The 12828-nt window shown below is 61.4% G+C and carries 15 protein-coding genes and 1 pseudogene; 11 read left to right on the top strand and 5 right to left on the bottom strand.

Going from position 1 to position 12828, the window contains the following annotated elements; all coding sequences use genetic code 11:
* Positions 1-23: 23 nt before the first annotated feature.
* Genes AC1965_RS05375 through AC1965_RS05365 form a run of 3 tightly spaced genes read left to right on the top strand, consistent with a single transcriptional unit; the run spans position 24 to position 1908 of the window.
* Complete coding sequence (locus AC1965_RS05375; protein WP_483886256.1) at positions 24-458, top strand: VOC family protein; 435 nt, start codon at positions 24-26, stop codon at positions 456-458.
* The gene (locus AC1965_RS05370; RefSeq protein WP_483886255.1) at positions 452-1177 is read left to right on the top strand and encodes a DUF1194 domain-containing protein; all 726 of its coding nucleotides are present in this window, start codon (positions 452-454) and stop codon (positions 1175-1177) included. Before AC1965_RS05375 ends, AC1965_RS05370 begins: the two co-directional genes overlap by 7 nt.
* Positions 1174-1908 (top strand): DUF1194 domain-containing protein, encoded by a 735-nt coding sequence (locus AC1965_RS05365; protein ID WP_483886254.1) that lies wholly within the window; start codon positions 1174-1176, stop codon positions 1906-1908. The genes AC1965_RS05370 and AC1965_RS05365 overlap by 4 nt, the downstream gene beginning before the upstream one ends.
* On the opposite strand, the gene AC1965_RS05360 is transcribed toward AC1965_RS05365, so the two are convergent.
* The 3 genes and pseudogenes from AC1965_RS05360 to AC1965_RS05350 form a co-directional block, all read right to left on the bottom strand.
* Entirely contained in the window at positions 1902-2402 is a 501-nt protein-coding gene (locus AC1965_RS05360; protein ID WP_483886253.1) for a MarR family winged helix-turn-helix transcriptional regulator, read from the bottom strand. The genes AC1965_RS05365 and AC1965_RS05360 overlap by 7 nt on opposite strands.
* Before the next feature lie 74 nt (positions 2403-2476).
* Positions 2477-2749, bottom strand: coding sequence for a succinate dehydrogenase assembly factor 2 (locus AC1965_RS05355; protein ID WP_483886252.1), 273 nt, complete (start codon positions 2747-2749; stop codon positions 2477-2479).
* Positions 2742-3141, bottom strand: a pseudogene (locus tag AC1965_RS05350) (helix-turn-helix domain-containing protein). The gene AC1965_RS05355 and the pseudogene AC1965_RS05350 overlap by 8 nt, the downstream one beginning before the upstream one ends.
* Positions 3142-3234: 93 nt before the next feature.
* On the opposite strand from AC1965_RS05350, the gene AC1965_RS05345 reads away from it, so the two are divergent.
* Positions 3235-4437 carry a pyridoxal phosphate-dependent aminotransferase gene (locus AC1965_RS05345; protein ID WP_483886251.1) on the top strand — a complete coding sequence of 401 codons (1203 nt, stop codon included), beginning with the start codon at positions 3235-3237 and terminating at the stop codon, positions 4435-4437.
* A 13-nt stretch (positions 4438-4450) separates the two neighbouring features.
* The gene (locus AC1965_RS05340) at positions 4451-4852 is read left to right on the top strand and encodes a hypothetical protein (protein ID WP_483886250.1); all 402 of its coding nucleotides are present in this window, start codon (positions 4451-4453) and stop codon (positions 4850-4852) included.
* Positions 4853-4944: 92 nt separating this feature from the next.
* Here the strand turns inward: AC1965_RS05340 and AC1965_RS05335 are convergent, their stop codons facing one another.
* Entirely contained in the window at positions 4945-6288 is a 1344-nt protein-coding gene (locus AC1965_RS05335; protein WP_483886249.1) for an MATE family efflux transporter, read from the bottom strand.
* A gap of 60 nt (positions 6289-6348) precedes the next feature.
* Positions 6349-6717 carry a DUF4260 domain-containing protein gene (locus AC1965_RS05330; protein ID WP_483886248.1) on the bottom strand — a complete coding sequence of 123 codons (369 nt, stop codon included), beginning with the start codon at positions 6715-6717 and terminating at the stop codon, positions 6349-6351.
* Positions 6718-6812: 95 nt separating this feature from the next.
* On the opposite strand from AC1965_RS05330, the gene AC1965_RS05325 reads away from it, so the two are divergent.
* The 6 genes from AC1965_RS05325 (at position 6813) to AC1965_RS05300 (ending at position 12774) form a co-directional block, all read left to right on the top strand.
* Positions 6813-7679, top strand: coding sequence for a LysR family transcriptional regulator (locus AC1965_RS05325; RefSeq protein WP_483886247.1), 867 nt, complete (start codon positions 6813-6815; stop codon positions 7677-7679).
* Positions 7680-7731: 52 nt separating this feature from the next.
* Positions 7732-8622 (top strand): alpha/beta fold hydrolase, encoded by an 891-nt coding sequence (locus tag AC1965_RS05320; RefSeq protein WP_483886246.1) that lies wholly within the window; start codon positions 7732-7734, stop codon positions 8620-8622.
* A 90-nt stretch (positions 8623-8712) separates the two neighbouring features.
* Positions 8713-10668: a DNA topoisomerase IV subunit B gene (gene parE, locus AC1965_RS05315; protein WP_483886245.1), complete on the top strand. Its 1956-nt coding sequence runs from the start codon at positions 8713-8715 to the stop codon at positions 10666-10668.
* Between the two features lie 215 nt (positions 10669-10883).
* Positions 10884-11471 carry a hypothetical protein gene (locus AC1965_RS05310; protein WP_483886244.1) on the top strand — a complete coding sequence of 196 codons (588 nt, stop codon included), beginning with the start codon at positions 10884-10886 and terminating at the stop codon, positions 11469-11471.
* A gap of 673 nt (positions 11472-12144) precedes the next feature.
* On the top strand, positions 12145-12273 hold the full coding sequence (locus AC1965_RS05305) for a hypothetical protein (protein ID WP_483886243.1): 129 nt from the start codon (positions 12145-12147) through the stop codon (positions 12271-12273).
* 99 nt (positions 12274-12372) lie between these two features.
* Positions 12373-12774 (top strand): PaaI family thioesterase, encoded by a 402-nt coding sequence (locus AC1965_RS05300; RefSeq protein WP_483886242.1) that lies wholly within the window; start codon positions 12373-12375, stop codon positions 12772-12774.
* The last annotated feature ends 54 nt before the right edge of the window (positions 12775-12828 follow it).

Below are 12828 nucleotides of genomic sequence, written 5' to 3'. Positions count from 1 at the left end.
ATCCACAATACAAAGGAACCGACATGCCGATCAAATATCTGCACACCATGGTGCGCGTGAAAGACCTGGAAAAATCCATCGCATTTTACAAATTGCTGGGTCTGGTCGAACGGCACCGCATGGAAAACGACAAGGGCCGCTTTACGCTGGTGTTTCTGTGCCCTCCGGGTCAGGCCGATGGCACCGCAGATGTGGAACTGACCTATAACTGGGACGGCGACGATGGCCTGCCCAGCGACAGCCGCCACTTCGGCCACCTCGCCTACCGCGTTGATAACATTTACGAAGCCTGCCAAACTCTGATGGACAATGGCGTTACCATCAACCGCCCTCCGCGGGACGGTCACATGGCCTTTGTCCGCTCGCCCGATAATATCTCGGTCGAATTGCTGCAAGAGGGCGACGATCTGCCCCCGGCAGAACCCTGGGCCAGCATGGAAAACACCGGACATTGGTAAGATCCGCCCCCCTCGCCGCATTGGGACTGGCCGCGCTCATTGCGCTGCCATGGCCCGCTGCGGCGCAGGGGTGCCGTCTGGCGCTGGTATTGGCGCTGGATATCTCCAGTTCGGTTGATCCCGCCGAAGACCGGCTTCAGCGCGGCGGCGTCGTGGCCGCACTGACCCACCCCGATGTGGCCGATGCCTTTTTTGCCGCCGATGTTCCGGTGGCGCTGGCAATATACGAATGGTCTGGCCGCTATAACCAGCAGGTCGTGTTGGATTGGACCGTGATCGACACCCCCGCCGACCTGATCAGCGCCGCCGAGATCGTGGCGACCAGCAGGCGAAGCCACACCGAATTTCCGACCGCTATGGGCTACGCGCTGGGCTACGGCGCCGCGATGCTGGCCCGCGCGCCGGGGTGCACGGCGCAGACACTTGATATGGCAGGCGACGGCCAGAACAACGAAGGTTTCGGCCCCCAGACCGCCTACCGCGAATTTGCCTTTGCCGACGTGACGGTGAACGGGCTGGTGGTCAATGCCGCCGATTTCGAAGGCGAGCTGGGCCTCATCGACTTTTACCGCAACGAGGTACTTCATGGGCCGGGCGCCTTCATGGAAATCGCGTCCGGGTTTGAAGACTACGAACGCGCCTTCCGCCGCAAGCTGATCCGCGAGGTGTCGCCCAAGGCCATCGGCGCGCTGCCACTCCGGGCACGGCCCGAGGGATGATCCGGCGCTGCGCCCTTGCGCTGGTGCTTGCCTGCCTCGCGCCCATGGCGCAGGCCCAGTGTCGTCAGGCGCTCGCCTTGGGGCTGGATGTCTCTGGTTCAGTCGATGCGCGGGAATATCGGCTGCAACTGTCGGGCCTCGCCGCCGCATTAGAAGACCCGCGTGTGCAGGACGCACTTCTGGCGCAGCCGGGCAATCCGGTGCAATTGATGGTCTATGAATGGAGTGGCGTAGATGATCTGGCCGTCCTGCTGCCATGGCGCGCCATCACCGATGCCACAACCCTGCGTGATGCCGTCACGACCCTGCGCCAGACTGAACGGCGCGTGACCAGCCCCGGCACCGCTCTTGGTCACGCCATGATGGCCGGGGCCGCCTTTCTGGCGCAGCGTCCGGAGTGCCGAAAACATACGTTGGATATCTCGGGGGACGGCAAATCAAACCTTGGCCCGCGCCCGCGCGATGTCAGCCCCACCTTGGCGGCGGGCATCACCATTAATGGGCTGGTGATCGGCACCATCGACCCTGCCATCGGTGACATTCGCCAGACCGAGATCACAGATCTGTCTGCCTATTACCGCGCCGAGGTGATCCTGGGGCCAGAGGCATTTGTGCAGACCGCACTGGGGTTCACTGACTATGCCCGCGCGATGACGGAAAAGCTGCTGCGCGAACTGGACGGTCTGGTGCTGTCACAACAGGGCGGCACCCGGCCACCTGTTTATCAGTAGATATAACGGATTTGATCGGTCCAATAGCGTTCCATCCGCTTGAGTGAGCTGGTGATATCCACGATCCCGGCATCACCCAGCACGCCCTTGTTTTCCAGCCCATCAGCGTGACGGGCGAACAGTTCCGCAACCACATCGCGAATATAACGGCCATCTTCTGTCAGGCGCACACGCACCGATCGGCGGTCGATCTCGCAGCGCTGATGGTGCATATACCCCATCTCGACCAGCTTTTTCAGATTATAGCTGACGTTGCTGCCCTGATAGTACCCCCGGCTTTTCAATTCGCCGGCGGTGACCTCGTTGTCGCCGATGTTGAACAAAAGCAGCGCCTGCACCGCGTTGATCTCGAGCACGCCTACGCGCTCGAACTCATCCTTGATCACATCCAGCAGCAGGCGGTGCAGCCGTTCAACCAGCGACAGCGCCTCTAGGTAGCCGACCATGAAACCTTTGATCACCAAAGGCTGGGCAGCGGGGTCTTGAATGGTCATTCAGTTTCTCCGACTCAATCATCTTGACCCGGAAACTGGCGAAAAAATCAGAATATTTCGTTAAACCCGCCGGCTCAGCGCGCAATCGGCGTCAGATGCCCCCGAATATCGGCGACCAAGGCGGCATATTTCTCTGGCCCTGCGGCCTGTCCGCTGACCCATAGATACAGGTCGTGGTCATTCTCATTCAGCATCTCATCATACAGCGCCAGACCCGCCGCATCCATGCCCGCCAGGCGGTCGCCGGCATAGGCCGACAGGATCAGGTCCATCTCTTTGATGCCACGCCGCATCGACCGCATGTGCAACCGCTTGATCTGGTGGGCTTGGGATTCGGCGTCAGGCATCGACAGGCTCCGTCAGGACGCGGCGCAGCCTTTTCTCAAGGCGGCCCATGGTTTCGGCTTTCTTCAGTAGAATCCGTGCGCACGGCACGAATTTCAGACAGGATATGAACCAGATCGTCGTTTGCGGCTACGGCTTCATCGGGCGCATCGACGCCTTCGCCTTCTCCATTGATCAGCCACATCATCGACACGTTCAGCAGCCCCGCCAGCATCGACAGCCGGTTGGCGCGTGGTTCAGACAGGTCTTCCTCCCAGCCGCGCAAGGTGGCCACGCGCACGCCCAGCCGCTTGGCCAACATTGCTTGTGTCATCCCCGATTGTTCACGCGCTGCGGCCACGCGGTCGCCAAAGGTGGCCGCATCCGGGCCATACCAGTCTACATCATCATTCATCGTATCGTCTCCTACCTGACACCCTTCGCTCTTGTCGGGTGCGGGGGTGACCCCTATGAGTGTGTGCGTACTCATAAGCAACTCGAGGCCAAAATGGAACTGCTGTCCGCGACCCTGACCCGCGTCAAACCATCGCCCACCATCGCCGTGACAACCAAAGCCGCCGAACTCAAGGCCGCCGGGCGCGATATTATCGGCCTTGGCGCCGGTGAGCCGGATTTCGATACGCCCCAGAATATCAAGGACGCAGCCATTGCCGCCATCACGGCCGGCAAAACAAAATATACCGCTGTGGACGGGATTGCAGAACTGAAACAGGCGATCTGCGCCAAATTCAAGCGCGACAACGGTCTGGAGTACACCCCCGCGCAGGTCAGTGTCGGTACGGGTGGCAAGCAGATCCTCTATAACGCGCTGATGGCCACCATGAACCCCGGCGAAGAGGTGGTGATCCCCGCCCCCTATTGGGTCAGTTATCCCGACATGGTTCTGCTGGCCGGTGGCACCCCGGTCATAGCACCCGCAACGCTGGAAAATGATTTCAAACTGACGCCAGAGGCGCTTGAGGCGGCGATCACGCCCAAGACCAAATGGTTCATCTTTAACTCGCCCTCCAACCCCACCGGGGCGGGCTATAGCCGCGCGGAACTGAAGGCGCTGACCGATGTGCTGATGCGCCATCCGCATGTCTGGGTGATGAGCGACGATATGTACGAACACCTGTGCTACGACGGGTTCGAATTTTGCACCCCAGCCGAGGTGGAACCGGCGCTGTATGACCGCACACTGACCACCAATGGTGTGTCCAAAGCCTATGCCATGACCGGCTGGCGCATCGGCTATGCCGCGGGGCCGGAAAAACTGATCGGCGCCATGCGCAAGGTCCAGTCGCAAAGCACCTCAAATCCCTGCACGGTCAGCCAATGGGCGGCGGTCGAGGCGCTCAATGGCACGCAGGATTACATCCCCGAAAACAACGCCATGTTCGTGCGCCGCCGTAATCTGGTGGTCGAGATGCTGAACGCCATCCCCGGCGTGACCTGCCCAACCCCCGAAGGCGCGTTCTACGTCTACCCCTCCATCGCCGGGCTGATCGGCAAGACCTCGGCGGCGGGCACCAAGATCACGGATGACGAGACCTTTGCCACCGCCCTGCTGGAAGAAACCGGCGTCGCCGTTGTCTTTGGCGCGGCATTCGGCCTTTCACCCAATTTCCGCGTCAGCTACGCTACCTCTGACACGGCACTGAAAGAGGCATGCACCCGCATCCAGACTTTCTGTGCCGGGCTGACGTGAAGGGCAAGAACTGATGGCAGGCGAGCTACCGGACTATTATTTCAGGGTGCGCGACAACGGTGCGGCGGTGTTTCGACTAGATACCGAAAACCGCCAGCGCCGGATCGAGATGGACCAGATCGCCGTCGTCAACATCCGCAACGGCGAGATCAAGCCCCAGGGCGACCGCACCCTGTCTGACGCCGACCTGACCGAAATCCGCACCTGGATGGAGACCCGCCTGCAAATATTGGCGCACCGCGATATCGACGATATCTACCGCGCGGTGGATTACCTGAATCTCACAACGCAGTGGGTGCAATCGAAAGCCACCGACGAACAGCTTGACGCCGTGACCGACGGGCTGCTGCTGGCCATGCATGATCTGCGCAGCACGCTGGTGCGCAAGAAATCGGATCGGTTGACGCGGGACTGATCCGGTTTTTGAGTCTGCATGGCGCCCTGCGGGCGCGTTGGGGCTCTGCCCCAAGGCCCCGAGGGTATTTTTGACCCGAAAAAGCGAAAAGTTCAGCGCGCGAGGGCTTTGATCGTCACGCCCCAAAAGCGGGCGTTAAGCAACACGGCGGCGACGCCGAGGCCGATCACCAGCCCCGACCAGACCCCAATGCCGCCAAACCCATAGGTAAACCCCAGCAGGTACGAGCATGGCACGCCGATGGCCCAATAGCTGATCGCGGCCAGCACCATCGGCACCTTGGTGTCCTGCACCCCGCGCAGGACGCCCAGCGCAATCGCCTGCGCGCCATCGACCAGTTGAAACAGCGCCGCCATGACCAACAGACCGACGCCCACCGCCAGAATATCCGCGCGCGCCGGTTCATCGCGCTGCATAAAGAGCGAGATCATCGGCTCGGGCCAGCCGACAAAGCCGACCACCGTCACGGCGGCAAAGACCAGCGACATCACCATCACGATCAACGCGCCGCGTGCCATATGCGGCACATCGCGCCGCCCGTAGGCGTTGCCGGCCCGGATCGTGGCCACGTTGCTTAACCCCAGGTGCACCATAAAGGTGATCGAGGCGAGTTGGACCGCGATACCATGGGCCGCCAGCGGGATTGTCCCCAGCCATCCCATCATCATCGCAGAGGCCGCAAACAGCCCCACTTCGCTCAGCGTGGTAAGTCCGATTGGCAGGCCCAGCGTGAAGACGCGGACCAGCATCTGCGGATCGACCCGCCAGATGCGCTGAAACAGATGATGCTGCGGCAGCGCCACCAGAACATAGATCACCACCCCCACCAGCGCCACGAGCTGCGTTGCGACCGACGCAATCGCCGCCCCCGCCACACCCATTTCCGGCGCGCCCCAGTTGCCAAAGATCAGCGCGTAATTCGCCAGCCCGTTGACCAGTGCCGCCAGCAATGTGATCCACAACACGATCTGCGTCCGCTCCAGCGCAGCGAGATAAGATTTGATCACCATGACAAGCAGTGCGGGCACGATGCCCCAGCCTGCAATCGCCAGATACTGCCCCGCCATCGCGGCCAGCTCCGGCCCCTGCCCAAGAAGCGTCAATATGGGGGCGGACCACAGCATCGCAGGCAGCGCGATCACGCCAAAGCCCAGCGACAGCCACAACCCCATGCGCGTAGCACGGCGCACGCCCACCTCGTCATCTTCGGCGGCGTAGGACGCAACCAGCGGCATCACGGCAAAGGCAAAACCTGATCCAAAGATGAAAAGCACAAAGAAAAAGGTGCTCGCCAGCACAACGGCGGCCAGCGCCTCGACCCCGTACCAGCCCAGCATGACCGTATCGGTCACCCCGATGGCCATCTGCCCCAAATGCCCGCCAATCAGCGGCAGCCCCAGCGTCAGGATCGCCCTGACATGATTTTTGTTCGTCATCTGCATCGCCCAGCCTTACGCCCGGGCATTCAAAAGGGAAAGTACGGTTTTCCCCCACTGCTACACCCGGCCCAGATGTGTGGATTTAAAACCATCGCGGTACTTCAACCCATAGCCAAGCGCGCGGTCCACCCCGATATGCGCCACCCAGATCAGCGCCACCGCCTGCGCCGCCGGGGCGCCCAGCAGGTCGGCGGCACCCCAGAGGGCAAGCGGCATCAGGTAACTGTGGCCAAGATTATAAAGCGCGGCCCCCCGGCGCCTGCCGCCGAGATAGCCCAGCATGAACAGATCGGGCGCCAGCGCCAACAGCGCCGCCGCCCCCCAGCCAAAACCAATCTGACCATAGGCCAGCAGCGCCAGCGCCGCGATCGCAGCGCCCTCCACCTGAAGCGTCACCCGTTGCGGGCTGGCGTTGAAATATGTCACGTCACCTCTCCTTTTGCAGATGTTCGCGCCAAGCTTCCCCCAATCCTCACCTGAAATAAATTGTCCAAAAGCGTATCACCAGCTATCATACTTTGATGAGCAGCCCTTTTGCCTCACTCGACTATATCCCGTCCTTTGCCGCCGTCATGACCCACGGCAGCCTGTCCGGGGCCGCCCGCGCATTGTCTCTTGCCCAGCCCACCGTGCGCCGCCATATCGACGCGCTTGAGGCCGAATTGAACACCGCGCTATTCACCCGCGCCGCCAATGGGCTGACCCCGACCGACGTGGCCCACGACCTGCTGCCCATGGCGCAATCGGTGCTGGACGAAGCCGCCGCGCTGCACCGCGCTGCCTCGGCCCGTCGCGACACATTGGCGGGCGTAGTCCGCCTGACCACGAGCCGCGTCGCCGCCGCCCATGTCTTTCCGCTCGCCCTTGCCCCGCTGCGTGACAGCGCGCCGGGGCTTCGGTTTGAAATTGCCGCCACCGACCGCCCCGAAAACCTCGCACGCCGCGCCGCTGACATTGCCCTGCGATTTACCGCCCCTGCGCAGCAAACCTTGATCGCGCAACGACTGCCCGATGTGGCGGTGGGCCTGTTTGCCGCCCCCGGTGTGGCGCTGCCGGACAGGGCCTGCGCGCTGGGCGACATGCCCATGATCCTCGACGATCGCGAAGGCATCATCGCCCCTGCCATGGCCCGCTTTGGCCTGCCTCTGCCGCAGAACGTGGTGCTGCGCTGCGATGACCCGCTGACCCAGATCACCCATATTCAGGCGGGCTTCGGGCTTGGCTTTTGTCAGGTCAAGCTGGCCGCGCGTCTGGGCCTGCGGCGCGCCCTGCCCGATATGGCCTTCCAGATGCCCGCCTGGCTGGTCATGCACGAGGATCAGGCCCGCACACCGCGCCTGCGCCATGTGTTCGACCACCTCAAGACCACCTTGCCCGACCTGATGTAGCCCTTGCCAGCGCCTTCCCCAGCAGCAAAACTGCCCGCACCGGAGGAACGCCATGCAGCCCACCCGCACCGAAACACGCCAGATTAACGACCAGCACATCTTTGTCCGCCATTGGGGCGATGAGGCCCTGCCCAAGCTTCTCATGCTGCACGGTTTTCCAGAATACGGCGGCGCGTGGGCCGATCTGGCCCCGCTTCTTTGCCACCGCTTTCACTGCATCGCCCCAGACCAGCGCGGCTATGGCCAAAGCAGCGCGCCCGAGGGGGTCGCCCCCTATGCCATGGGTCATCTGGTGGCCGATATGGCCGCGCTGATCGGCGATGCGCCCCTGACCGTGCTGGCCCACGATTGGGGCGCATCCGTTGGCTATGCCCTGGCGATGTTCCGCCCCGATCTGGTCACGCGACTGATCATCCTCAACGGGGTACATCCCGTGCCGTTTCAACGCGCCATGGCGGCGGGCGGGGCGCAAACTGCCGCATCGCAATACATCACCGCCCTGCGCCGCGACGGATCAGAAAACCACCTCGCTCAGGATGATTTTGCCCGGCTTTTGGCCCTGTTCTCGGCCAATATGGACTTGGGCTGGCTCACCCCTGACCGCCTGTGCGCCTACCGCACCGAATGGGCGCGTCCGGGACGGCTGTGCGCCATGATCAACTGGTATCGCGCGTCGCCGCTGCGGGTGGCCGACCCCGGTGTCCCAATCACCGATCTGCCGGACTATCCGGTCGAGAAACTGCAAATCCGCTGCCCACATCTGCTGATCTGGGGCGCGGATGATACGGCTCTGCTGCCCGAAAGCACCGAGAACCTCGAATCCTTCGCCCCCGATCTGACCCGCGTGCAGATCGCAGGCGCGGATCACTGGCTGCACCACCAAAAGCCGAAAGAAGTGGCGCGCGCGATCCTGGACTGGGCCGCCATCGGACAACACGGCTGACAAATACACCTCTCTGCGCCATTCAGCCGATTGCCCCCGGCGCGCGCGCCTGTCAAAATAGCGCCAATCAAAAGAAAGAGCAGCACCCGCATGACCGATCTTCTGTCCGGCCAGGAACCCACAGACTACGACGCCTCCTCCATCGAAGTGCTGGAAGGGCTGGAACCCGTCCGTAAACGCCCCGGCATGTACATCGGCGGCACCGATGAACGCGCCCTGCACCACCTTGTCGCCGAAGTGCTCGACAACTCCATGGACGAAGCGGTCGCAGGCCACGCCACGCGGATCGAGGTCGAGCTGAACGCGGATTACTCCGTCACCATCCGCGACAATGGCCGCGGCATCCCGATCGACCCGCACCCGAAATTCCCCGACAAATCCGCGCTCGAAGTCATCCTGTGTACCCTGCACGCGGGCGGTAAATTCTCGGGCAAGGCCTATGAAACCTCGGGCGGTCTGCACGGCGTCGGCGCATCCGTGGTCAACGCCCTCAGCGACAGCATGGTGGTCCAAGTCGCGCGCAACAAAGAACTGTTTGAACAAAGCTTCTCGCGCGGCATCCCGCAAGGGCCGGTGCGCAAAATCGGTGCTGCCCCCAACCGGCGCGGCACCACCGTCACCTTCCACGCCGACGAACAAATCTTTGGCGCCCACCGCTTCAAACCCGCGCGCCTGCTGGCCATGGTCCGCTCCAAGGCCTACCTCTTCTCCGGCGTCGAAATCCGCTGGAAAACCGAGATTAACGACGGCGAAACCCCGACCGAGGCGACCTTTCACTTCCCCGGCGGCCTGGCCGACTACCTGCGCGAAACCCTAGGTAAATCAACCACATACGCCGAAAACCCATTCGCGGGCACAGTCGAATTTCAGGAACGCTTTGGCGTGCCGGGCAAGGTCGAATGGGCCATCAACTGGACGCCCGCCCGCGACGGCTTCATCCAGTCTTACTGTAACACTGTCCCCACCCCAGAAGGCGGCACCCATGAGGGCGGCTTTTGGGCTGCGATCCTCAAAGGCATCCGCGCCTACGGCGAACTGGCCAGCAATCGCAAGGCCAAGGACATCACCCGCGAAGACCTGATCACCGGCGGCTGCGCACTGGTCTCCTGCTTTATCCGCGAACCGGAATTTGTCGGCCAAACCAAAGACCGCCTTGCCACGACCGAGGCCGCCCGTCTGGTCGAAAACGCCGTGCGCGACCACTTTGACAACTGGCTGGCCGCCGACACCAAATCCGCAGGCGCGATCCTTGATTTCCTTGTCCTGCGCGCCGAAGAACGCCTGCGCCGCCGTCAGGAAAAAGAAACCCAACGCAAGACCGCCACCAAGAAACTGCGCCTGCCCGGCAAGCTGACCGACTGCACCAGCAAGACCCGCGAAGGCACAGAGCTGTTCATCGTCGAGGGTGACTCAGCGGGCGGCTCTGGCAAGGGCGCGCGCAACCGCAACACCCAGGCGCTGCTGCCGCTCAAGGGCAAGATCCTGAACGTGCTCGGCGCCGCCTCTGGCAAGCTGACCACCAACGCCGAAATATCCGATCTATGCGAGGCCCTTGGCGTCGGCATGGGCACGAAATTCAACCTTGATGACCTGCGCTATGACAAGATCATCATCATGACCGACGCCGACGTCGACGGCGCCCATATCGCGGCGCTGCTGATGACGTTCTTCTTTACCCAAATGCGCCCGCTGATCGATGCAGGCCACCTCTACCTCGCCTGCCCGCCGCTGTTCCGCCTGACCCAGGGGGCCAAACGGGTCTATTGCATTGATGAGGAAGAGAAAAACATGTGGCTTGAGAAAGGCATCGGCGGCAAGGGCAAGATCGACGTCAGCCGATTCAAAGGTCTGGGCGAGATGGACGCGAAGGATTTGAAAGAAACCACCATGGACCCCGCCAGCCGCAAACTGATCCGCGTGACCGTGGACGAGGATACGCCGGGCGAAACCAGCGATCTGGTGGAGCGTTTGATGGGCAAAAAGCCGGAATTGCGGTTCGAGTATATTCAGCAGAACGCGCAGTTTGTGGAGGAGTTGGATGTTTGAGGCTACATAGCAAAATTTTGCTTCAGATTGCGCTATTCATTACCGCACATCGCCCGATGCCAAGTCGATACAGTCTTGAGGTAAACGAACCACGATCACAACATTTTATCGGGATCGCAATAGAAGATGAAGTTGCGCCAAAACTACGCTTCATAATTCAAAATCGAACGGGGAGGAGTCTCTCAAGGTTTCAGGGCCGCTACTACGAAAAAGGTATGACCGAGTCGGTTGAAGCGTGTATTTCTCTTGCTTGGCTAATGAATCCAAAAATAAGGATTACTCGTGTCTACGGCCCCCTCCAAATAGATTATGATTCAACAGCCGAGTTCTTGTTTAAATCTTTAACCATGGCGCACGTTCGTCTCTTCGGACGGCAAAAACGAGACCAACGGTATTTTAATAAGAGTTTTCAATTTAGTGCTGAGTTGGCAGAAACGCTAAAAAAACTTGTTCATTGGCAAGAGGAAAAAGCCAAAGAAAAAGGTGATTTAGAGTGGCATTGGAACTTCCATCATTTGGACGCCTTAGATGCGTTGTACCCACCTCAAATATGGGGTCATGGCGAAAATAACTTTTTCATTGTGCGGTTTAAGCTCACACTGGACGCTCTAGTTAAAAATGGTGATTTGAAAAAGAATGCCAATGACATCTCGAACTATGAGATTGCTCCTAAAGCACTGCAAACGCTCTCCGAGGTCGAAATAGAAAAATCAAGGCATCAAGATAGTGACAAACAGTCAAGATGGCTGGTCTGGCTGACAGGAGTAATTGCTTTCGCCACATTTGTGCAAATCTGGCGTTAAGCTTATCCACACCAACACCCCCGCCCGGGACCCCGTCCCGGGCCGCGCCTGTCCGGGGCTCCGCCCGTTCAACCCTGAAACCTTCCCCCGGAAGGTTTCCAAGACGGGTCTCACCCTCCCCGTCACGCCGAAGGCGTGCCATAGAATATTGGCGCACCTCTGGTGCGACGGGACGGCGCACCTACGTGCCCCCCGGGGCTAACGCCCCCCTACGGCCTCAAAGGCTTCACAGGAGCCTTTGCAAGACGGCCTCCGGCCCGAGGTCGGGCGCGGCCCTCACCGTATCGCAGCACGCTTTCCCAGCCACATCCGTTCCGTATCCCATGCGCCTCTGGCGCATAGCCCCTTCCCTCCCCCCCATGGGGAAGGGGCTACGACACAACGACAGGTCGGAACCGCAACATCAGTTACCCACCCCGCCCGCGTTCAACCCTACCACTCCGCACGTCCAACCCTGAAACCTTCCCCCGGAAGGTTTCCAAGACGGCCCTCACCCCTCCCCACTTGCATAACACCCCAAACAAGCCCACCTTACACCCACAGGCCCCCACGCCTTCCGCGTGCCGCCTGCTGCCTCACTGGTGACATCGCGCCAAGTCGCGCCCCGTGCCCCCCCTGAGCATCCACCCGATGGGCAACCGCCGTTCGGGAATCCGTGCAAAGGAGCATCCCCATGTCCAAGGACAAAAACCGCGGCAACCGCGAAACCAAGAAACCGAAAAAAGAAAAGCCCAAGGTCTCGGCCACCGCCAACAGCGGCGCCAAGGATGGCACCGTGATCGCGGGCAAAAAGGTCAAGTAACCCCTTAGGCGGGGTGCGCGCCCACCCCGCCATCTTGGCTTCGGACAAATCCCGCGGTAGGGTCTGTGCTCTGCACACACCTTAGAAACGGACGCCCCCATGACCCCCGCCACCGCCCAGGCCTTCCTCGACGACAACTTCGCCGCTTGGGTCCGCGCTTTGAACATCACGGTCACCGACATTTCGCCCGATCAGACCACCCTTACCATCCCGATCACCGACGCGCTCAACCGCACCGGGGGGATTGTCTCGGGTCAGGCGCTTACCGCGCTGGCCGACACCGCCATGGTGCTGGCCATCGGCGGCCATCTGGGCGCCATGGTGCCTGTCGGGACGGTCACCCTAGACACCCAATTCCTGCGCCCCGCCTCCGGCACCGAAATCCGTGCCGAAGCGCAGGTCACCCGTGCCGGCAAATCCATGATCTTTGCGCGCTGTACCCTCATCTCTTGCCCGTCGGAAAAGCCCGTCGCGCTCGCCACTGCCACGTTCGCACGCTGAATCGCGTGTATGCACGCGCAGTGTACGCCCGGTGTACGCTGTGTGACATTTAAT

The organism is Sulfitobacter sp. KMM 9851 (assembly GCF_057178245.1).
Note: the sequence above shows the minus strand (reverse complement) of the source record. Positions and strands in the feature narration are given on the sequence as shown.

Bases quoted from the DNA above. Each gene is read 5' to 3' on its own strand.
- AC1965_RS05375 (WP_483886256.1), top strand. From the start codon at position 24: ATGCCGATCAAATATCTGCACACCATGGTGCGCGTGAAAGACCTGGAA.
- AC1965_RS05365 (WP_483886254.1), top strand. From the start codon at position 1,174: ATGATCCGGCGCTGCGCCCTTGCGCTGGTGCTTGCCTGCCTCGCGCCC.
- AC1965_RS05360 (WP_483886253.1), bottom strand. From the start codon at position 2,402: ATGACCATTCAAGACCCCGCTGCCCAGCCTTTGGTGATCAAAGGTTTC.
- AC1965_RS05355 (WP_483886252.1), bottom strand. From the start codon at position 2,749: ATGCCTGACGCCGAATCCCAAGCCCACCAGATCAAGCGGTTGCACATG.
- AC1965_RS05345 (WP_483886251.1), top strand. From the start codon at position 3,235: ATGGAACTGCTGTCCGCGACCCTGACCCGCGTCAAACCATCGCCCACC.
- AC1965_RS05340 (WP_483886250.1), top strand. From the start codon at position 4,451: ATGGCAGGCGAGCTACCGGACTATTATTTCAGGGTGCGCGACAACGGT.
- AC1965_RS05335 (WP_483886249.1), bottom strand. From the start codon at position 6,288: ATGACGAACAAAAATCATGTCAGGGCGATCCTGACGCTGGGGCTGCCG.
- AC1965_RS05325 (WP_483886247.1), top strand. From the start codon at position 6,813: ATGAGCAGCCCTTTTGCCTCACTCGACTATATCCCGTCCTTTGCCGCC.
- AC1965_RS05320 (WP_483886246.1), top strand. From the start codon at position 7,732: ATGCAGCCCACCCGCACCGAAACACGCCAGATTAACGACCAGCACATC.
- parE (WP_483886245.1), top strand. From the start codon at position 8,713: ATGACCGATCTTCTGTCCGGCCAGGAACCCACAGACTACGACGCCTCC.
- AC1965_RS05310 (WP_483886244.1), top strand. From the start codon at position 10,884: ATGACCGAGTCGGTTGAAGCGTGTATTTCTCTTGCTTGGCTAATGAAT.
- AC1965_RS05305 (WP_483886243.1), top strand. From the start codon at position 12,145: ATGTCCAAGGACAAAAACCGCGGCAACCGCGAAACCAAGAAACCGAAA.
- AC1965_RS05300 (WP_483886242.1), top strand. From the start codon at position 12,373: ATGACCCCCGCCACCGCCCAGGCCTTCCTCGACGACAACTTCGCCGCT.